We start from the raw sequence: 19283 nt of genomic DNA, 5'->3' as shown, positions 1-19283 counted from the left end.
ACCGGCCATGAATAGGGGGTCGGTAGGGGTTGGCGTCAGGCCCTTCCTCAGCTTTGCTGAAAGTGCGTGATGGGCCTGAGGAAAGAAGAAATACACATGCGCGTGCTGTTCGCCACCGTCTCCGAGAAATCCCACTTGTACACCATGGTTCCGTTGGCGTGGGCATGCGCTGCAGCCGGGCACGAGGTGAGGGTCGCCAGTAACCCGGCCCTCACCGAGGCCATCACCCGCACCGGTCTGACCGCCGTTTCCGTCGGCAGTGACCACAATCTGCACGAGATGTTCGCCATGCACCACGACCAGCTGGAGAACGAGATCTCCGACTGGTCGGAGCCGTTCACCGACCGGCAGACCTGGGAGAAGGTGCTCACGAAGTACCGCATGAGCGTCCAGTTCGCCTACCAGATCTACAACGACTGCATGGTCGACGACATGGTGGCGCTCGCCCGGGACTGGCAGCCCGACCTGGTCATCTGGGACCCACTCACCTTCGCGGCGCCGGTGGCCGCCCGGGTCATCGGCGCCGCCCACGCGCGCATGCTGTGGGCGGTCGACATCTACGCGGCAATGCGCAAGACCTTCCTCGAACTGAAGGAACAGCAGCCGGAAGACAAGCGGGAGGACCCCCTCGCCGCTTGGCTGTCCGGCCTGCTCGCCCGTTACGGCAGCGACTTCCACGAAGAGGTCACCACCGGTCAGTGGACCATCGACCAGATCCCGGAAAGCCTTCAGCTGCCGTTGGACGGGCCGCGTGTCCCGGTGCGCTGGGTGCCCTACAACGGGCCGGCGGTGGAACCCGCGTGGGTCCGTGAGAAGCCCCAGCGCCCCCGGGTCTGCCTGACCTCCGGGGTGTCCTTCGGCGCGCTGGGCGGCTCCTTCGTGCCCGTCCAGGAGATCCTCGACGCGGTCGCCGACCTCGACATCGAACTCGTCGCGGCGCTGCCCGAGGAGGTGTCGGCCGGACTGGAGCGGGTGCCGGACAACACCCGCCTCGTAAACTTCGTGCCACTGCACACCCTGCTGCCCAGCTGCTCCGCGATCCTCCACCACGGCGGCTTCGGCTCCTGGGCGACCGCACTCGTCAACGGGGTGCCGCAGCTCATGGCCCCGATCCGGTTCGCGGACTGGTGGTCGAAGGCGACCGCGCTGGATGCCGCGGGTGCGGGCCTGTACGTGCACGCCGCCGAGCTCACCGCCCAGGGGGTTCGCGAGGGCATTCAGCGCCTGCTGAACGAACCGTCCTTCCAGGAGTCCGCCGACCGGCTCCGGCAGGAGATATCGGCGACGCCGAGCCCCGCCGAGCTGGTTCCGGTGCTCGAGAAGCTGACCGCCGAGCACCGCTCGTGAGCGTACGGGAACTGGCCATCGGGGGCGCCTACGAATTCGCGCCCGCGGTGCACGCCGACGACCGGGGAACGTTCTGCGCGCACTACACCGAATCCTCCTTCGTCGAGGCTGTCGGGCATGCGCTGCGACTGGGGCAGTACCACAACAGCCTGTCCCGGCGCGGCACCCTCCGCGGGATCCACTTCGCGGACGTGCCCCCCGGACAGGCCAAGTACGTCACCTGCACCCGGGGCTCGATGCTCGATGTGGTCGTGGACCTCAGGGTGGGCTCGCCGACCTTCGGGCAGTGGGACTCGCTCGTGCTGGATTCCCGCACCTGCCGAGGGGTGTACCTCGCCGAGGGACTCGGCCACGGGTTCATGGCCCTGGAGGACGACACCGTGGCCGCGTACCTCTGCTCGACCGAGTACAACCCGAGCGTGGAGCACGAGGTCGATCCCCTCGACCCCGCGCTCGCCCTCCCCTGGCCGGACGGCATCCCGCCGATGCTGTCCGACCGGGACCGTGACGCGCCCACGCTGGCACAGGCCCGGCAGGCCGGCGCGCTCCCCGACTACGACGCCTGCCTGGCCCGCTACGAGGCGCTGCGTCGTAATTGACCGCTCCACCGGCCGGTTTACCCCCATGGCCGGTCGGTGGAGTCGCACCATTCACCGAACTGGATACGTCCAAGGCCCACATCGGCCGATCCGGCACGGGCATGCCTGCGGCACGCAGGACCGATTGTGGAATTCCAGTCGAGGAGAGACGGAGAAGATATGCCGGTGATCGAGGTTCGGAAACTCCGGAAGAAATACGGCGACCGAGTCGCGGTCGACGATGTTTCCCTGCACGTCGAAGAAGGTGAGGTCTTCGGCATTCTGGGCCCCAACGGCGCAGGCAAGACGACAACCGTGGAATGCATCGAGGGCCTGCGCCGATACGACGGAGGCGAGATTTCCGTCATGGGCCTCGACCCCCACCGGGACAAGACCGAGCTGCGGCAGCGCATCGGAATCCAGCTTCAGGAAAGTGAACTTCCGCCCCGGCTCAAGGTCTGGGAGGCGCTGCAGATGTACAGCACCTTCTACCGTGAGCCCGCGGACTGGCGGAAGCTGATCAGCGACTGGGGACTGGAGGAGAAGCGCAACAGCCAGTTCGGACAGCTGTCCGGAGGCCAGAAGCAGCGGCTGTCCATTGCCCTGGCACTCGTCGGCAACCCACGGATCGCGGTGTTCGACGAGCTGACGACCGCTCTCGACCCCCGGGCGCGGCGGGAGACCTGGGAGCTGGTGGAGAGAGTCCGCGCCCAGGGTGTGACCGTCCTGCTGGTGACCCACTTCATGGAGGAGGCGGAGCGGCTCTGCGACCGCATCGCGGTCATCAAGGACGGGCGGCTGGCGGCCCTGGACACCCCGGCCGGTCTGGTGTCCGCCACCAGCACCCAACAACGGGTCCGCTTCAAGCCCTCAGCGCCGCTGGACGACGCCCTGCTGACCGCACTGCCCGACGTCGTATCGGTGACCCGCACCAACTCCCAGGTGACGGTGACCGGTACGGGAAACATGGTGTACGCGGTGATCTCGACGCTGGCGCACCACCGGATCGTGCCTCACGAACTGCGCCTGGAGCAGCCCACCCTTGAGGACGCCTTCGTGAAGCTCACCGGTTCGACTCCCGATCACTGACGCCGTGCCATCGGCCGGCGTGCGGCCGTACCGACCCCAAGTGACGTGCCGGGCCCCGCGGCAGTCACGCCGACCGAGGACGGCCCCCGGCCTCCAGGAGGACATCCATGACCGGACGTTCCCAGCTCACTCTCGTCGAGACGAAGCTCTTTCTCCGCGATCCGACCGCGGTCTTCTTCGTCCTCGCGCTGCCCATCATGCTGCTGGGCATCTTCGACATCATCACCGGCAAATCGCACGACACCGCGGCCCAGAAGGCGTCGATGGCGGCGTTCGTACCGGCCATGGCGATGTCGATGTGCCTCACCATGCTGTCGCTGAACCTCTTGCCCACCACCCTGGCGACCTACCGGGAGAAGGGCATCCTGCGCCGCATGGCGGCCAGCCCCGTTCACCCCGTCAACCTGCTGCTGGCCCAGCTCATCATCAACCTGGCAACCGCTGTCGTAGCGGCGGCGCTGGTGCTCGGCGTCGGGCGGCTCGTGTTCGACACGGCTCTGCCGGATCAGGTGCCGGCCTTCCTGCTGGCGTTCGCCCTGGGTGCCTGGGCGTTGTTCTCCGTGGGACTCGTGGTGGCCGCCGTGGCGCCGGGAAGCCGCGCGGCGACGTCGATAGGGCTCTCGCTCCTGTTCCCCAGCCTGTTCTTCGGAGGGGTGTTCCTCCCCAAGGAGCAACTCCCGCACACGGTCTCCGTCATCGGTGACTACACACCGCTCGGGGCGACCCTGCAGGCGCTGCGGGATTCCTGGGAAGGAAACTGGCCGCACACAGAGCATCTGCTCGTCCTCGCGATCATCGGAGCGCTGTGCAGCGTGCTTGCTGCCAAGCTCTTCCGGTGGCAGTAACGGTCGGTGGACACGTGCACGCCACTCTCCTTTCCCTGGAACCCACGCCCACAGGAACAGCGGTTGTTGCCGCGGTTCCGCGCTCCCACGGCCGGTCGGTATGAGCTCGGCCAAGAAACCGTGCGCCGCGGTCATCGGTGGCACCGGATTCATCGGCCGACACGTCTGCGCGGCGTTCACCCGCCGTGGATACCGCGTTCTCGCGATCGGCCGGAAGCCGCCCCGAGAAGCACCTGAAGCCGAATTCCTCTCCCTCGACATGCTCGGCACCTCCGCGGAACTCATCGGCGAGGTGCTCGCGGTCGCCGACGCCCGGGTGGTCGTCAACGCGGCCACGGACTCCTGGGCCGGCACGGACGCGCAGATGGCCCGCTCCCATGTCCAACTGGTCGAGACACTCGTGGAGGCCCTGGCGGGCATTCGGCAGCGGCCCCGGCTGGTCCACCTCGGCTCGGTGCACGAGTACGGGGAGACCCCGCCCGGACTCTCCGTGGCGGAGGACTGGCCGCCCGCTCCCGCCACCCTGTACGGGCGGACCAAGCTGGCGGGAAGCCGGACGGTCCTGGACGCCGCCCAGGCCGGCCGTATCGATGCCCTCGTCCTGCGGATCACCAATGTGTGCGGCCCCGGCGCTCCCAGCGCCACCTTCCTGGGGAAGGTCGCCACCCTGCTGCGCCGGGCGGCCCCCGGTGAGCCCGTCCGGCTGACGATCGCCGAGGCCCGGCGCGACTTCATCGACGTCCGCGATGTCGCGGACGCGGTCCTCCGGGCCGGCGCATGCTCCCTGACGGGCGAGACGGTGAACATCGGTCAGGGGTCGGCCGTGGCCCTGCGGGACATCCTGGGCCTGCTCGTGTCCGCCTCCGGAGTGCCACCGCATCTCGTCCAGGAGCTGGACGGACCGGTACGCCGGAACGGCGCGGACTGGACACAGGCGGACATCCGGCGGGCGCGCGAGGTGCTGGGGTGGTCGCCCCGGGTGCCCCTGGCGCGATCGATCGGCGACCAATGGGCGGCGGCCGAAGAGAATCAGAATCTGTAAAGGAATACCAGATGGAGTACACCTACCTCGGTCGCACCGCCCTCCAGGTGAGCCGGCTCTGCCTGGGCACCCTGAATCTGGGTGTCCGGGCGACCAAGGAAGAGAGTTTCGAGATCTTGGACCGCGGTCTGGACCGGGGCATCAACTTCCTCGACACCGCCAACCAGTACGGCTGGCAGATCTACAAGGGCTTCACCGAGGAGCTTCTCGGCGAGTGGTTCGCGCAGGGCGGCGGACGCCGCGACCAGGTCGTGCTCGCCACCAAGGTGTACAACGCCATGAGCGACCGGCCCAACGACGGCGGCCTGTCCGCCCGCCACATCATCGCGTCCTGCGAAGCCTCGCTGCGCCGGCTGCGGACCGACTGGATCGACCTCTTCCAGATGCACCACGTGGACCGGCACGCCCCCTGGGAAGAGGTCTGGCAGGCCATGGAGATCCTCACCCAGCAGGGCAAGGTGCGGTACGTGGGCTCCTCCAACTTCGCCGGCTGGCACCTCGCCGAGGCGCAGGAGGCGGCGGCGCGCCGCAACTTCCTCGGCATCGTGTCCGAGCAGTCCGTCTACAACATGGTCACCCGCTACGTGGAACTGGAACTCATCCCGGCCGCACAGCGCTACGGCGTGGCCGTCCTCGCCTGGTCGCCGCTGCACGGGGGACTCCTGAGCGGCGCGCTGCGCAAGCTGGAGGAGGGCACGGCCGTCAAGACCGCTCAGGGACGGGCGATGCAGGCGCTGGAAGCGCATCGCGACGCCGTCGCCGGATACGAGAAGCTGTGCGCCGGCATCGGCGCCGACCCGGCCGAGGTCGGCATGGCCTGGGTCATGTCCCGGCCCGGCGTCACCGCCCCGGTCATCGGCCCGCGCAGCATCCGTCAACTGGAAAGCGCGCTGGGCGCGTTGGACCTGAACCTGACGGACGAACTGCTGGCCGAGATAGACCAGCTGTTCCCGCCGCTCGGCAACGGCGGACCCGGGCCCGAGGCGTGGGCCTGGTGAACGTCCTCGCCCACCGCGTCGCGCGCTCCGCACTCGCGGCCGACAGCTCCACCGCCCCTCTGCCCGACTTCCACGACTGGCTCGACGAACGCAACCGGGCAGACACGTCACGGATCGAGCGCATACCCTTCGCGTCCCTGCGGGGCTGGAACTTCCAGGCGGGAACGGGAAACCTCGTCCACGACAGCGGCCGGTTCTTCAGCATCGAAGGCTTGGACGTCCGGATGCCCGGCCGTGCCGTCGATGCCTGGAGCCAGCCGATCCTCCATCAGCCGGAGGTCGGCATCCTCGGCATCATCGCCAAGGAGTTCCACGGCATACTGCACTTCCTCATGCAGGCCAAAATGGAGCCCGGCAACTGCAACGGTCTCCAGCTCTCGCCGACCGTACAGGCCACCCGGAGCAACTACACGCGGGTCCACAAGGGCGCGGCCGTTCCGTACGTCGAGTACTTTCAGCGGCTCGGGCACTACCGGATCCTGGCCGATGTACGGCAGTCCGAGCAGGGTTGCTGGTTCTACCGCAAGCGGAACCGGAACATCGTCATCGAGGTGCACGAGGACATCGAGGTGCTGGACGGATTCCGCTGGCTGACCCTCGGACAGCTGCACCAACTGCTCGCCGTCGACGACCTGGTCAACATGGACTCCCGCAGCGTCCTCGCCTGCCTGCCCTTCCCCTTCCACGGAGCAGGTACGAGTGGCGCGGGCCACCACTCCGCGCTCGTCGGAACGGACCTGCTCAGTTGGATCACCGAGGCCCGCACCCGGTGCGACCCCCGCGTCGAGCGGATGCCCTTGGACAGGGTCCGGCACTGGCAGCGCTCGGCAGACCGGATCTCCCACGAGTCCGGCCGCTTCTTCAGCGTCATCGCGGTGGACGTCCAGGCCGGCGGCCGCGAGGTCCGCAGCTGGTCCCAGCCCATGATCGAGCCGCATGGCACCGGCCTGTCGGCCCTGCTGACACGACGCGTGGACGGCGTCCTGCGGGCGCTCGTCCACGCGCGCCCCGAACCGGGCTGCACCGACGTCCTCGAACTCGCCCCCACCGTCCAGTGCACGCCGGCGAACTACACCCACCTGCCCGCGGCCGCCCGACCGCCGCTCCTCGACCACGTGATCGCCGCCGCGCCCGAGCGGGTGCTGTTCGACTCGGTGCTCTCGGAGGAAGGTGGCCGCTTCTACCACGCCCGTAACCGCTATCTCGTCCTCGACGCCGACCCGGACCTGTCGCACGTCGACCTCGGCCCCGACTACCGCTGGGTTCCCGTCCCGGAACTCATCGGACTGATCCGGCACAGCCACTACCTCAACATCGAGGCACGCACCCTGATCACCTGCCTGCAGAGCCTCGACGTGTGACGAACCGGCCGAGCGTGGCACGCCGGCAGCCACGGGGACGCTTGGCGCCCGTCCGGCTTTCGCTCCCGGCCGTCCGATGCCCTCATGTCCGCGTGCAGCGGCTCGGTCCGCACCCGCCGGGCATGCCGGCAGGTGCTTTCGTCCCCGGTGCAGGCAGGGAAGCCTTTCGCGCCGGGAACGGGACGACACGCTGTGTGCCTACGTGGGGCTGTCCGAACCGCAGGATTGCTTCGCCGCCATCGACGTGGCGGGACCAGGTGCCAGGGGTGACCCGGTTCGGCGGCGCCGCCCACCTCTCTACCCGTGCGCGACGGCGCCGAAATCGGCCTGGTCGGACGTGCGGGAAGCGAGTGCGGAGGCGAAGCGGTCCAGGTCGACGACAGTGCGGCGGTGGCGGCCCTGGCACACGAGGGCGGCTTCGTCGCGGGCGGTGATGTCGAACAGGAGGCGCCGGCCCTCGACGGTGGCGAGGACGACCTCGATCGTCACGGTCGAGCCCGGCGGGGTGGGTGCCTCATGGCTGAGGTCGACGTGTACGCCGAGGGTGCGCTTTCCCGGTGGAAGGTGCGGGGCGATCGCCTGCATGCAGGCCCATTCGACAAGTCCGACGAGATAGCCGGTGGCGAGGACGTGCGGCATCTGTGCGAACTGCTGGGATTCCGGCAGCAGGTGCGGCACTGTCCGGTGCTCGGGGACGCGATAGGTGAGTGTGGAGCTCAGGCCAGGAGTGAGAGTCGGTTCCACCGGGTCCTCCGTCAGCTGTTGGGCGGATGGTGCGCGGGGGCGGGCCCGGTCCCCGGGGCACGCACACGGGCGCAGGCGATGAGGCGGGCGGCGGCGGACCGGGCGCGGCCCATGGCGGTGCGGTCGTCGGCGACGACGACGCGGGAGTTGGCGCCGTCGATGAGCAGCAGCAAGTCGGAGCCGAGCTCGTCGGGTTCGGTCAGCCCCGCGTCCTCGGCGAGGCGGGCCAGAGTGTTGCGCAGCCAGTTCTTGTAGCCCGAGATCACGGCGCGGGCCGGGTGTTCGGGGTCGGGCAGTTCCACGGCGGCGTTGGTGAACGGGCAGCCCCGGAACCCGGAACGGCCGTGGCCCTCGGCCAGCCAGTCGAACACGGCCAGCAATCGCTCCTCACCGGTTGCGCCGGACTCGGCCAGGAAGCGCGAGAGCGCCTCTTGACGGGTCCGCCGGCGACGGTCGAGCACTGTGGCGACCAAGTTCTCCTTCGACTCGAACTGGGCGTAGAGAGTCGGCTTCGACACCCCCGCCCGCTTGACGAGGGTGTCGACCCCGGTCGCGCGAATGCCCTCGGTGTAGAAGACCTCCGTCGCCACCTCGAGGAGTCGTTCTCCGCTCGCGCTCAGGTCTCGCATGGCGGCAATACTGACAGGTCTGTAAAGTACCCGCAAGAGGCGCCGATACCGGTCCGCGTATCCGACGCTCGGGCGGTCGGTGCTTCGACCGTGCCCCCGGGGGACTGGCGTCGTGCCGTGGCCCTGAGAATGTGGAAGGTATCCGCCCATGACGAACCGACGCCCTTTTTTCGACGCCCACTTCCATGTGATCGACGGCCGATTCCCGCTGTGTGAGAACAACGGCTTCCTGCCCGACGAGTTCACCGTCAAGCAGTACCGGGACCGTAGCGCCGCACTGGGTGTCGTCGGCGGCGCCGTCGTCTCGGGATCGTTCCAGCGCTTCGACCAGAGCTACCTGCTCGACGCCCTCGGCCGGCTCGGCCCGGGTTTCGTCGGAGTCACGCAGATTCCGCACGACCTGCCCGACGCCGAGATCGCCCACCTCGCCGAGCGGAATGTGCGTGCCGTACGGTTCAACCTCCGCCGTGGCGGGTCCGCGAGTCTGGAGCACCTCGATTCCCTGGCCCGCCGCGTCCACGATGTCGCCGGAATGCACACGGAGCTCTACGTCGACGCCCGCGACCTGCCCGATCTCACCGAGCTCCTGACTTCGCTCCCCGCGGTGAGCATCGACCACTTGGGCCTGCACGCCGACGGTCTCCCTTATCTGCTGAAGCTGGTCGAGCGCGGTGTAAGGGTCAAGGCCACCGGCTTCGGACGGGTCGAACTCGACGTCGCCGACGCCATCCGCGCTGTGCTGCATGTCGACCCGACCGCCCTCATGGTCGGATCGGACCTGCCCTCGACCCGAGCCCGCCGTCCCTTCGCCGACACCGACCTCGACCTCGTGGTGGAGACTGTCGGCGACCACCTGCAAGCTGTGCTGCACGACAATGCGGCAGCCTTTTACCGGGTGTGATCGTGCTGACGGCACCGCCCGCCGATGTCGGATGCGTACCGCATCACGATGGCATGGTGGATGAGTTGCTGCGGCGTTGGCGGTGCGTGCCGGACGGAGAGGTCCTGTAGGGGCGTCGAGGCGTCGTCCCGGCGCCTCCTCTTCGGTGCCGCTGAAGATACGTGGGTGATCGGTGCGGTGGGCGTTGCGTGAACGGAATGTGTGGGACACCCCTGCTGGTGTTGTGGGGGATCACGGCGGTGAGCGCTCTCCTCGGGACAGCGGCGCCACGGACATCCATGCTCCCCCCGGGCTGTGGCCACCCGCTTCGAAGGGAGCGTGGAGGTCTTTCACGGGACGGTGACTGTCGCTGCGTTGCTGCCGTGGCGGTGAGAGCGACCATCTGACGCCGAGGCCGGGCGGGGTGTCGCTATCAGTAGATGACGGACACGATCTGGCAGGTGGCTTCCGCCAGTTGCCGGTCACCGGTGATGTGGGCACGGGCGAGCGCGGCGGCCGGTGTGATGCCGCGGGTGCACAGCCGCCACGCGGAATCCGCGTCCATCTGGACGCGAGCAGCGCTCCGTCCGGCCTGCGGCTCGGCCAGCGACCACCCCTCACCGGTAGCGGTGACGGTCCAGGTGCCACCGGCCGGGCCGTCGACGCTCACCTGGATCTGCGTGCCGACGGGCGCAGCCGTGTGCCGCAGGGTGTGCGGCAGAGCCCGCATGAAGGTGTCCAGGACCACCGAGAGAAGCTGTGGGTTGAGGTCGGTTTCCTGGCCGATGGCGTGACGGATCTGCTGACGGTGGGCCCAGAACTCGGTCAGGTCGCGGGCGCAGTCCAGCCACATCGGCGCGGGATCGATGCCGGCCCACGACACCCCGAGCGAGGGCGCGCCGGGATCAGTGCTCTCGAAGAACCGGGTGACCTGCCCGCCGATGAGATCCAAGGTGTCGGTGAGGGCGGCGGGGCTCACCCGCGCCAAGGCGTCGATCCACTCCTGGTTGATGCGGTGGATGAACGTCTCCAAGGTTTCACCCGGCGCGAAGCGGGGCCCTTCTTCGTGGCCGTCACGGTCGCGGGCAAGGCGCCCGTAGAAGTCACCGAGGATGTGCGCGGCGAGAGCGCGGACGGACCAGCCCGGCACCGCCTCCTTGCCCCAGTCGGACGTCTCCAGGCCACGTAGCGTCGCCATCAGCGCCGCTTGCTCTCCAGCGAACAAGGGGCGGACGTCGATCGGGGCACCGAGCCAGGAGTGGGGCGGATCATCTGCGAGCTGGAGTTTCATGGCCAAATGATGCCAAGCGCAGGCCCGAGCGGCCATGATTCTCTGCCGAACTGGGGCCGTAGGCAGCGACAGTAGGGGTACTCCCGCAGCGTTCGCTCGGGGCCTGGCCCGGGGAACGTGGGCCACGTCGTCATGAGTCGGTATGACAGTGTCCACTTCGCGGTGCTGGACGAGTTCCGCTCCCTCGGCGTCCAGGGGCTGTCTCTCTGACCGGTCCCTGACTCATGGTGCGGCCGGCTGGCCTGCTGCGATGACGGCCCCGGTCTCCTGTCGCTGACCCACGGTGCACAGTAGCCGTCGGCTCCAGGAGCGGCCGGCCTCTACTCGGCGTGGCTGAGCCGGTCACGGCGAGCTGGGCGAGGACGGGGCGCAGCGCGCGGGCGGCCTGTCCGTCTGACCGCGTGGCAGCCAAACCTTCAACGGCTTCGCGATGTCGCGCTGAGTTCGGTCGCCTCTGTCAGTCTGTACGAGTGCCGCGCGGTCCGACGACCTCACGACAACCTGCACCTTCTACTTTCGGAGAGAAGCTGTTGTCCGACACCACCTGCCACATGTCGATCTCGCTCGACGGCTTCGTCGCCGGACCCGAGCAGAGCCGGGACAATCCGCTGGGCAAGCGCGGCCAAGAGCTGCACGGCTGGCATATCGGCGACCCGCGCGCGACGGAAGCCGACAAGACGGCCAACAGCTGGCTGATGCGCCCGCGTGGCGCCTACGTCATGGGCCGAAACATGTTCGGGCCGATCCGAGGTGAGTGGAACGAGACGTGGGATGGATGGTGGGGATCCGAGCCCCCCTATCACGCCCCGGTCTTCGTGCTCACTCACTACGCCCACGAACCCATCGAGATGGAGGGAGGGACCACCTTCCACTTCGTCACCGAAGGCTTCGATGCCGCTTACGCGCAGGCGCTCGAAACCGCCGACGGCAAGGGTGTGGACATCGCCGGTGGCGCTTCGACGGTTCGACAGGCACTCAACGTCGGCGCAATCGATGAACTCACCCTCGACATCGCACCCGTCCTACTCGGCAGCGGCGAGCGCATGTTCGACGGCGTCGAGACCTTCGATTTCGAGCCCATCGAGGTGCTCCACTCACCGCTGACCACCCATATCCGCTACCGCAAACGCGACGCCGGCTGAGCAGCACCTGGGTCTTCGCTGGTCTCCATTGCGGATCTCCCAAAGAACAGTCGGCCTCTTGAGTAACCAGGGACGGCGACCTGCGCGGTCGCCGTCCTTTTGACGGGCACCGACAGGAGGGCAACGTCCTGGCCGGCAGCTTTGACGGAGAGGGGAATCCCCTCGTCGTCCAGTAGGCGCGATCGGCAAGGACAACGCCGGCGGGTTCTTGGCCTTCCGAGTCGGGTTCTCGGGGTCCGGATGCCGGCCATGGCCGCCTCGAAGGCCGGTGCGTCACCGGCCTGGCCCGCAGTGACATGGATGGAGAGAGGCCCTGCCCGGCTGTCACCGGCCAGATGGACCTTCGTCCTCAGACCACCGCGGGAGCGTCCGAGTGCGTGGCCCTCGGGTTCGGATCGGCCAGGCGCCCCCCTTCCCTGGCTCCGGCCGAGTGCTGGTGAGCGCGGCAGACGGTGGCGTCCACAGACACTGTCCAGCTCATGTCGTCATCAGCATCTGTCGCTGCAAGTACCGCCGCGAGGACTCGTTCCCATGTCCGACCGACCGATCAAGGAGACCCGCTCTAGGCACTGTCCGAGGGGGGAGTGTGTGCCTCGCCGGTCGCGCGTGCCTGGGTGATGATTTCTTGCAGAGCCGCGATGTGGCTCTCCAGGGCTTCCCGGCCGGCCGGTGCAAGGTTGATCCAGGTGCGGCCCCGCTTGCCTACGTATCCGCGACGGACCTCGACGTAGTGGCAGTCACTCAGCTTGGTGACCTGCTTCGACAACGCCGAATCGGACAGGCCGACCGTGTCGCGGACGAAGGCGAACTCCGCCCACCGCGCCGTGCTCAGCAGGGACAGGATCGACAACCGTGTCGGATCGACGAGGAGAGGGTCGATGGGATTCGCGGTCACTGCATCCCCCGCTTCGAGGTCGGTTTGAACAGCCACTTCCGGTAGCGGGTATCGAGGGGCGCCAGGGCGCTGGTCACCATGATCAGGAGCAGCGGCATGCCCATCGTGTGCCAGACCAGGACGGGCGTCGCCCCCGGACCGTCGAACACGTCGTAGCACGCGCCGAACGCCATCAGCCCCACCAGCGTCAACGCGGCCTTCACCTCAGCGGCTCCTGACGTGCCGTCAAACACCGCACCCTGGCACACCCGCGTTCCGCGCAGAGCCGGAGCAGCGTGCTTGGGACTCGGTCGATCCATCATGTGAGCTGCCTTGTTTTCCGTAAGGAGAAGCTCTTTCCTGGTCGGAAAGCTACACCATGCTGTCCCCAAGGTCGATTTCCCCAGCCGGGACGTGAGCACGACGGCGATCTGAGTAATGCCTACTCGGGCAGGACCGCGGACGGCTCAGTAGCGTTCAGGGAGGCGCTCGTGAAGACCGACTCCTGTCGGCACAGCGGGCTGTGGACCGACCGAGGGGGATACATGAGCACCACACCTGGTCGCGGAGCGGGAGACGGCGTGCGCCGGACGGCCGACTCTCGTCCCGCCCCCACTGAGCCCATCACCCGACGGCGTCGCGGGCGACTGCTGTTCGTGCTGCTCATTGCGGTCTCCTTCCTTGTCGGTTGGGCCGCGGGCATCGTCACCGAACCCCCGCTGGGAGCCTTGGTCGCGATGGGTGCAGTGTTCGGCGGACGCTTCTGGATGGACCGACACCGGTGATCCGCCGCCTTGAAGCCGCGCTGGACCTTGTCCCGCCCCGAGACCCGAACCGATGATTGAGTAACGATCACTCCCCCCAGGGCGCCAGAGCGGTGATCCACTGGAGACCAGCGGCAGGGAACTGGGGAAGGCGCCCGGTCGCAGGTCCTGGGCCGATCTTCCTTGTGCGGTCCGGGGCCGATTCGTCTCTGCCCTCGTGAGTAGGAGCGGAAGCTCACGGGGGTGGAGACGGAATGGCCACCACGCGGACGGCAGGAAGTGCCGTCGTGCATCCGGTGACCGAGCCACCGAAGGGCGGATGTGTCCGCGGATCACTGTCAGGGGAATGCCGGTTACTCATCCGCCTGAGGCGACCGCATACGACGTCCCGGCATCGCTCGTCCGACGGCCGGAGGAGAAGGGCAACCCAATGAGCATGGTGAGTTCGTTCCCCGCGCCGCTCCTGCTGAACACGGTAGCGGCGGTGCTCCTGGTGAGGAAGTACCGAAGGCACCGGTAACCCGTACAGGCGGCGCGACGCGAGTCCGTCGTCGGCCGGTCGTGTGCCGACGGCCCGTGCGGATGCCGTGGTGGACTCGTTCTGCCAGGCGGCGCCGGACCACGGGTGCGGACCGCGAACGAGCCGGAGGGCTCCCGGGAAAGCGTTTCGGTTGATTTGAGTCATTGCGACTCAAGCAATCCCTTCCTGTGACTTGCACAGTAGGAGCAGGCAAAGCCGTCCTGATACCCAGAAGCTGTATCGGAGGGATTCTCCATGGAAGGTAGTGCTGCGGCCGGTAGTCCTCCCGTCACCGATCCGCAAGGCGCTGTGACGACGGTCGTCCCAGGCCCCCAGGCGCTGTCCGACGGGGAAGGCGCGCCCTGCGGCGGTGCGGCGTCGTGTGCGCTGTACGAGCCCCACCATGGGCGCACGGGTGGCACGGTACGGTCCTGGGACCTCCCGCACGACCTCCGTTCCGCGCCCTTCGTCCGGGATCTGATCGGTTCCTGCTGCCAGCGGTGGAATCTCTCCGAGCAGTGTCTTCAGGACTGCTCGCTGGTCGTCTCCGAGCTGGTGTCCAACTCGCTGACCCACGCCCTCCCGCCGATCACCGTCTCGGTGATTCTGCCGCCGTGCCGCCAGCACATCCGGCTGGAGGTGTCGGACGGGGGAAGCGCCGGCGTCGACGCCGAAGAAGGGCTGGATCCTGACGAGCACGGCCGGGGCAATATCGTCATTTCGACGATCGCCGCCTCCAGTGGCCATGTGGTGAGCGGTCAAGGGCTGCACATCCGCTGGGCGGCGCTGCCGACTCGTCCGTGAGGAGCGGGGCCCGCGGGGCAGCGCGTCGAGTGAGGCGGCTCTGCCCGGCCGAGGCGTCGTACGCAGCTCAAGGCTGATCTTCCTGCGGCAGAAGTCCGTCATTGACGATGCGCGCCAGTTCACGGCGGTTCTTCGCGCCGACTTTCTGGTAGATGCGATACAGGTGATTGCCCACGGTGCGCACCGAGATGCTCAAGGAATCAGCGATCTCCTGGTTCGACATGCCCCGTCCGATGAATCCCGCCATCTCGTGCTCGCGCATGGTCAGCAGAGCAGGCCTATCGGCCAGGTCGACACCGAAGACATGGGCGCCGCCGCACTGCGCGTACAGCGCGGACGCCTTGCGGCCGGCGGAGACCGCCGCCCGGGTATGTCCGATGCGGCGTTGTGCGGCTGCGGCGGCGTGGTAACTCTCGGCGGCGAACAGGGCGAAGCCCATCGCCTCCCACCTCTCCGCCACGGCCAGCAGGGGCGCGGGCTCCTGCTGGTCGAGGGCGGCGGCACAGGCGGCGCGGGCCGCAGGCACAGGACTGTCGCAGACCCTTGCCAGCTCCTCCAGGCGCCGTCGCACACGGCGAGCGCCACCCAGCCGCGCCACGTCCATCAGCAGCTCGCTCTCCTGGGCGAGGCTGCCGAGCGCTCGGGCGCGCTCCGCTTGCTCCATAAAACCCGCGCAGGCCTCACTCAGCCTGCCGTTGAGGGCCATCTCCCAGGCAGGAAGCGTGGCGACATCGGGTCGGGTGTACCCGGAAGGTCCCAGCTCGCAGACCTGCTTCCAGAGTGCCGCGACCTTGGCGCGGTTTCCCAGTGCGGCCGTGACCTGCGCAAGTCCCGATACGGACAGCCACTGAGCGCCCTTGAAACGGGCGTCCGAGGCCAGCGCCGCAGCGGTCGTGAACCACTCGAAGGCGCGCGGCAGTCGCCCTGCGAAGTGCTCGACCTTGCCCAGTCCCACCGCGATCCACACCTGGCAGAACAGTGAATGGTCGGCGGACGCGAGGGCGTAGGTTTCCTCGCCCAGCGTCCTGGCCTCGGCGAGCCGTCCGGCCTGCGCCAGCGCATGCAGCTGCGAAACGAGCTGCATGCGCGGGTCCGCCACCGCGATGATGCTCTTCGCCGCAAGGTGCTCTTGGTACGCGTTGTTCGCCAGCCGCAAGGCCTCTTGGTTGCGCCCGGCCTCGGAGAGGGCATAGGCGACGGGGATCGCACCCATGACGCGCGCCCTGGCGTTGTGCATGTGCTCCAGGTCGTTCAGGATCCGCAGGGTTCTGCCGTAGTCGCCCAGAAAAGCGCGCACGCTGGCCTCGTCGACGCGCAGTTCCTCTTCGGCCTCCGTGCTGGTCAGCCTCAGTCGGGCCGCCTTGTTCGAGGTGAGTGCCTCGTCGAGGCGCAGGGCGCCCCACGCCAGGGTGTGCGTGCGCAGAATTGTCGCGTGCAGTATTTCCTCGTCGCCCTGCGCGACCGACGCGGCATCCGCCAACGCGTGTTCGGCATCGTCGAACCGGCCGAGTTTGAAGAGCGCGTCACCCAGGACGAGCCGCGGTGCGGAACCGGGCTGCAGCCGGCACAACGCCTGCGCGATGCGCACCACCGACTCGTAGTCCTCGGCTCCGCGGGCCATGGCCAGGGCACGAGTCAGGAAGTCGGGGTCCGCGGTACCCGTGGCGTCCAGTGACCACTGCGCGGCCAGCAGCGGATCCCCGCGCCGTCGGCGACCGGTCCTCTCCAGCCATGCGACGCGGTCCGTGAGCAACTGTTTACGGGAGACGGAGGAGACCTGCTTTTGGAGAAGTTCCCCGTACAGCGGGTGGGCCAGCGCCAGAGTGGCCCGTCGGCCGTCGGTCTCGACGCGGGCGAGACCGGCGCGCTCCAGTTCGTCCAGGACGGCGGGCGGCGGTTCAGCGGCGCCCACCGAGCCGCAGACCGCCAGCGCTTCCAGCGCTTCTCTGCCTTGCGGGCTCACCGATTCGATGCGGCCCTGGAGCATTTCCGTCAGGCGTCGCGTTCCGCTCACGGGGCCCGTGCAACGCCAGACGCCGCCGTCCCCCACGAGGACTCCACTGTGCAGCGATCCGCTGACCAGCTCCCGCAGGAAGAGCGCGTTGCCCTGACTGGCCTGGTGAAGCAGCAGTGCGGTTCCTCGTTCGACGGGGCCGCCCAGGACGGTCTGCAGCACCGTCTCCACTTCCTCCGCGGTCCATGGTTCGAGGTCGATGCGGTGCGTCCGGTCGCCCCGGTCCAGACTTCCCACTGCCTCCGACAGAGGCTCGCCCGAGCGGATGGTGGCCAGCAGGTATATCTCGCGTGCGTCGACGAGCTGCCCGATCAGAACGGCCGATGTGGCATCGAGGAGATGGAGATCGTCGACCAGCCACAAGGAGGCGTGCGCCTTCTTCCGCTGGGCTCTGAGATGTTGTACGGCGGGGTGGAACAGGCCGCCGGGGTCGCTGACGATTGCGGCGGACAGCAGATGGGTGATCGCGCCCAGCGGAATGGTCCGGGTGGCGGCCGTCGCGACGACGCGGGAGCACGCGTAGCCCTGGGCGGCGGCCTCGGCCAGGCATTCTTCGGCCAGCCGCGTCTTACCGACGCCTGCCGAGCCGCGGATGGTGCAGTTCCCGAGATCGGCTGACGCCAGGTGCTCGCGGAACGACTGGACCTCATCGAGACGGCTGACCAGCGGCCATCGACCGTCTAGGGAGCTGTTGGCCATGATCGGGACCTACGGGTTGGGGAGTCAAGGGACGTCCACATCACTGACCAGCATCCCACGCGCGACGGAAGACGATCGATTCCGTACGAGGGCTCGCAGTGGGCCTGCGCGGGCTCGGACGTTCCGCAGGGGGAACAGGTCGTTGGGGACCGGACGGCTGATGCCATGCCCGCACGGTGAGCGCGATCAGCAGCGTAGAGATACCGGACGATCACGTCGGGTGGCGCCAGTTCCGGTCGAGCACGCCGCGGTCCGGCACGATCCGCGTTCACCTGGCAGGCCCGCGGGGGGGCCGGTGCGGTAGGTAGGTCCCCGCGATGGCTGCAAGGGGGCGGCGGTGGTCGGCCACCGCCGTCCCTTGACCGGAGCGGCCGGCGGCATCGGCTCGATCCGATGCCGCATGGCCTCACGGACCGTTGACCGGCCGACACACCCGATCAACTGGCCAACTACCCAGTGGCACACACTGGTTGCGCTACGGCGACTTGCTCTCGTCCGTCGGTGGGCGGGGGGATCAGGCGTCAGGCCTGGTGGCCTATGACCGGGATGCGGACCCGACCGGTGTCGTGCGGGTCGCCATCCGGGCCAACCTCCGTACCGGGGTGCGTGTCGCTGTTGAAGTGGAGCAGTTCCCAGAGCGTGCGTCCCTTCACGGTCTCGCCTCCTTCGCTCCCGTCGGTCGACGCGCGCTGCAGAGTCACCTCACCGAGAAACCGGTGGTAGGCACCAGCCGTTCCGAAGTTCAGCAGGAAGGCGTCCTGGTCGCGCTGGAAGGTGATCGTGTACGCGGAATCGTCGCCGGCACACCGGTACTCAAGGCGATCGGCGACCTGGACCTTGCTGTCGTCGTGGACGAAGACCTCCCCCTCGTTGAAGCCAACGGCGTCCGCGCCGACCGCGGAGGCGATGATCCTGCCTGATCTGGCCACCAGCACGGCGGGCAGAACCGCCTTGTCGTAGCGCTCGTGGCTGGCGAACATCAACGTGACGACCGTGTACTCGCCCAGCCGGGCGCGGCCCCAGTACCAGTGATCGAGCACCTTGCGAGGAGCGATGTTGCCCCAGTTGTGGTCGTGGTAGCCGGTGCCGGTGAGCTGTTGGGTGGCGCCGTCAAAGGTCAGCGTCGCCTCGACCTTGCCGTGGGCGACGACGGGCAGCCACGCGATGTAGTGCTCCTCGTCAGCGCCGAAGAAGGCATGCCCGGTCTCCGGCCGCCAGGGCGGCACCTGCGCAGTGAGGGTGAGATCAACGACGGTGTCCTCGATCTCGACATGAAGGGTGTAGCCGTCGGGGCCGGAGCGGAAGGTGTGGGGGCCGATCACCACGTCGCATTTTTCCCGTGAAGCGGTGAAGTCCGCGGGTTCCCCGGTGTATTGCTTATCGGTCCGGGAACCGTCCGGGCGGGTCAGCGTCAGCAGGACGAACGGAGTGAGCGGTGCCCGGGGGGAGACGAACGGCGGCTTGGTGTGGAATTCGACGGTCAGGGTGGAGCCGTCGTCGAGATGGGCGTCGCAGTACCACCACTCGAACGTTCCCTGAGCGGGGTCCGTGCGGAGTCCGTCCTCCCATGGCTGGATGACGTCAGGTGTGAGGTTCAGCCGCTCGTAGTGGCGCGGCAGGTTGCCGATGACGGCGTGCATGACGGGTTCCTTCGGTGACGGT

General features: G+C 68.3%; 17 protein-coding genes and 1 pseudogene. 10 read left to right on the top strand and 8 right to left on the bottom strand.

Annotated elements, in window-relative coordinates; all coding sequences use genetic code 11:
• Nucleotides 1-96: 96 nt before the first annotated feature.
• The 7 genes from ACIRQ7_RS35895 to ACIRQ7_RS35865 all read left to right on the top strand — a co-directional run bounded on the left by ACIRQ7_RS35895 (nt 97) and on the right by ACIRQ7_RS35865 (nt 7260).
• On the top strand, nt 97-1347 hold the full coding sequence (locus ACIRQ7_RS35895; RefSeq protein ID WP_404266696.1) for an activator-dependent family glycosyltransferase: 1251 nt from the start codon (nt 97-99) through the stop codon (nt 1345-1347).
• Nucleotides 1344-1946: a dTDP-4-dehydrorhamnose 3,5-epimerase family protein gene (locus ACIRQ7_RS35890; protein ID WP_404266695.1), complete on the top strand. Its 603-nt coding sequence runs from the start codon at nt 1344-1346 to the stop codon at nt 1944-1946. The genes ACIRQ7_RS35895 and ACIRQ7_RS35890 overlap by 4 nt, the downstream gene beginning before the upstream one ends.
• A gap of 159 nt (nt 1947-2105) precedes the next feature.
• The gene (locus ACIRQ7_RS35885; RefSeq protein ID WP_404266694.1) at nt 2106-3014 is read left to right on the top strand and encodes an ABC transporter ATP-binding protein; all 909 of its coding nucleotides are present in this window, start codon (nt 2106-2108) and stop codon (nt 3012-3014) included.
• Between the two features lie 107 nt (nt 3015-3121).
• Nucleotides 3122-3859, top strand: a complete 738-nt coding sequence (locus ACIRQ7_RS35880) for an ABC transporter permease (protein WP_404266693.1) — start codon at nt 3122-3124, stop codon at nt 3857-3859.
• Between the two features lie 100 nt (nt 3860-3959).
• A complete protein-coding gene (locus ACIRQ7_RS35875) occupies nt 3960-4901 on the top strand; it encodes an NAD-dependent epimerase/dehydratase family protein (protein WP_404266692.1) in 942 nt (313 codons plus the stop codon).
• Between the two features lie 11 nt (nt 4902-4912).
• Nucleotides 4913-5899, top strand: a complete 987-nt coding sequence (locus tag ACIRQ7_RS35870) for an aldo/keto reductase (protein ID WP_404266691.1) — start codon at nt 4913-4915, stop codon at nt 5897-5899.
• Entirely contained in the window at nt 5893-7260 is a 1368-nt protein-coding gene (locus ACIRQ7_RS35865) for an NDP-hexose 2,3-dehydratase family protein (RefSeq protein ID WP_404266701.1), read from the top strand. The genes ACIRQ7_RS35870 and ACIRQ7_RS35865 overlap by 7 nt, the downstream gene beginning before the upstream one ends.
• Before the next feature lie 297 nt (nt 7261-7557).
• On the opposite strand, the gene ACIRQ7_RS35860 is transcribed toward ACIRQ7_RS35865, so the two are convergent.
• A complete protein-coding gene (locus ACIRQ7_RS35860; RefSeq protein WP_404266690.1) occupies nt 7558-8004 on the bottom strand; it encodes a thioesterase family protein in 447 nt (148 codons plus the stop codon).
• A gap of 11 nt (nt 8005-8015) precedes the next feature.
• Nucleotides 8016-8633: a TetR/AcrR family transcriptional regulator gene (locus tag ACIRQ7_RS35855; protein ID WP_404266689.1), complete on the bottom strand. Its 618-nt coding sequence runs from the start codon at nt 8631-8633 to the stop codon at nt 8016-8018.
• A gap of 148 nt (nt 8634-8781) precedes the next feature.
• Here ACIRQ7_RS35855 and ACIRQ7_RS35850 point away from each other — a divergent pair, with 148 nt between their 5' ends.
• Nucleotides 8782-9534: an amidohydrolase family protein gene (locus tag ACIRQ7_RS35850; protein ID WP_404266688.1), complete on the top strand. Its 753-nt coding sequence runs from the start codon at nt 8782-8784 to the stop codon at nt 9532-9534.
• Nucleotides 9535-9946: 412 nt separating this feature from the next.
• Here ACIRQ7_RS35850 and ACIRQ7_RS35845 read toward each other — a convergent pair whose 3' ends face one another.
• On the bottom strand, nt 9947-10804 hold the full coding sequence (locus ACIRQ7_RS35845) for a maleylpyruvate isomerase family mycothiol-dependent enzyme (RefSeq protein ID WP_404266687.1): 858 nt from the start codon (nt 10802-10804) through the stop codon (nt 9947-9949).
• A 530-nt stretch (nt 10805-11334) separates the two neighbouring features.
• On the opposite strand from ACIRQ7_RS35845, the gene ACIRQ7_RS35840 reads away from it, so the two are divergent.
• Nucleotides 11335-11946 carry a dihydrofolate reductase family protein gene (locus ACIRQ7_RS35840; protein ID WP_404266686.1) on the top strand — a complete coding sequence of 204 codons (612 nt, stop codon included), beginning with the start codon at nt 11335-11337 and terminating at the stop codon, nt 11944-11946.
• A 172-nt stretch (nt 11947-12118) separates the two neighbouring features.
• On the opposite strand, the pseudogene ACIRQ7_RS35835 reads toward ACIRQ7_RS35840, so the two are convergent.
• The 3 genes and pseudogenes from ACIRQ7_RS35835 to ACIRQ7_RS35825 form a co-directional block, all read right to left on the bottom strand.
• Nucleotides 12119-12481, bottom strand: a pseudogene (locus ACIRQ7_RS35835) (transposase); the annotation flags it as partial.
• Between the two features lie 27 nt (nt 12482-12508).
• Nucleotides 12509-12841, bottom strand: a complete 333-nt coding sequence (locus ACIRQ7_RS35830) for a winged helix-turn-helix domain-containing protein (RefSeq protein WP_404266685.1) — start codon at nt 12839-12841, stop codon at nt 12509-12511.
• Nucleotides 12838-13044 carry a hypothetical protein gene (locus ACIRQ7_RS35825; RefSeq protein ID WP_404266684.1) on the bottom strand — a complete coding sequence of 69 codons (207 nt, stop codon included), beginning with the start codon at nt 13042-13044 and terminating at the stop codon, nt 12838-12840. Before ACIRQ7_RS35825 ends, ACIRQ7_RS35830 begins: the two co-directional genes overlap by 4 nt.
• Nucleotides 13045-14413: 1369 nt before the next feature.
• Here ACIRQ7_RS35825 and ACIRQ7_RS35820 point away from each other — a divergent pair.
• Nucleotides 14414-14908 (top strand): ATP-binding protein, encoded by a 495-nt coding sequence (locus ACIRQ7_RS35820; protein WP_404266683.1) that lies wholly within the window; start codon nt 14414-14416, stop codon nt 14906-14908.
• Between the two features lie 67 nt (nt 14909-14975).
• Here ACIRQ7_RS35820 and ACIRQ7_RS35815 read toward each other — a convergent pair whose 3' ends face one another.
• Both ACIRQ7_RS35815 and ACIRQ7_RS35810 read right to left on the bottom strand, forming a co-directional pair.
• Complete coding sequence (locus tag ACIRQ7_RS35815) at nt 14976-17621, bottom strand: LuxR C-terminal-related transcriptional regulator (protein WP_404266682.1); 2646 nt, start codon at nt 17619-17621, stop codon at nt 14976-14978.
• Nucleotides 17622-18142: 521 nt separating this feature from the next.
• Entirely contained in the window at nt 18143-19261 is a 1119-nt protein-coding gene (locus tag ACIRQ7_RS35810) for a lipocalin-like domain-containing protein (protein ID WP_404266681.1), read from the bottom strand.
• Between the last annotated feature and the right edge of the window lie 22 nt (nt 19262-19283).

The sequence above is a fragment of the Streptomyces sp. NPDC101393 genome, assembly GCF_044767385.1.
Lineage (GTDB): Bacteria > Actinomycetota > Actinomycetes > Streptomycetales > Streptomycetaceae > Streptomyces.
The sequence above is the reverse complement of the archived record's forward strand: the minus strand, read 5'-3'. Positions and strand labels throughout refer to the sequence as shown.

Excerpts from the sequence above, each read along its gene's own strand:
- ACIRQ7_RS35870 (WP_404266691.1), top strand. The coding sequence starts at position 4,913 with ATGGAGTACACCTACCTCGGTCGCACCGCCCTCCAGGTGAGCCGGCTC.
- ACIRQ7_RS35845 (WP_404266687.1), bottom strand. The coding sequence starts at position 10,804 with ATGAAACTCCAGCTCGCAGATGATCCGCCCCACTCCTGGCTCGGTGCC.
- ACIRQ7_RS35895 (WP_404266696.1), top strand. The coding sequence starts at position 97 with ATGCGCGTGCTGTTCGCCACCGTCTCCGAGAAATCCCACTTGTACACC.
- ACIRQ7_RS35855 (WP_404266689.1), bottom strand. The coding sequence starts at position 8,633 with ATGCGAGACCTGAGCGCGAGCGGAGAACGACTCCTCGAGGTGGCGACG.
- ACIRQ7_RS35815 (WP_404266682.1), bottom strand. The coding sequence starts at position 17,621 with ATGGCCAACAGCTCCCTAGACGGTCGATGGCCGCTGGTCAGCCGTCTC.
- ACIRQ7_RS35850 (WP_404266688.1), top strand. The coding sequence starts at position 8,782 with ATGACGAACCGACGCCCTTTTTTCGACGCCCACTTCCATGTGATCGAC.
- ACIRQ7_RS35875 (WP_404266692.1), top strand. The coding sequence starts at position 3,960 with ATGAGCTCGGCCAAGAAACCGTGCGCCGCGGTCATCGGTGGCACCGGA.
- ACIRQ7_RS35810 (WP_404266681.1), bottom strand. The coding sequence starts at position 19,261 with ATGCACGCCGTCATCGGCAACCTGCCGCGCCACTACGAGCGGCTGAAC.
- ACIRQ7_RS35885 (WP_404266694.1), top strand. The coding sequence starts at position 2,106 with ATGCCGGTGATCGAGGTTCGGAAACTCCGGAAGAAATACGGCGACCGA.
- ACIRQ7_RS35880 (WP_404266693.1), top strand. The coding sequence starts at position 3,122 with ATGACCGGACGTTCCCAGCTCACTCTCGTCGAGACGAAGCTCTTTCTC.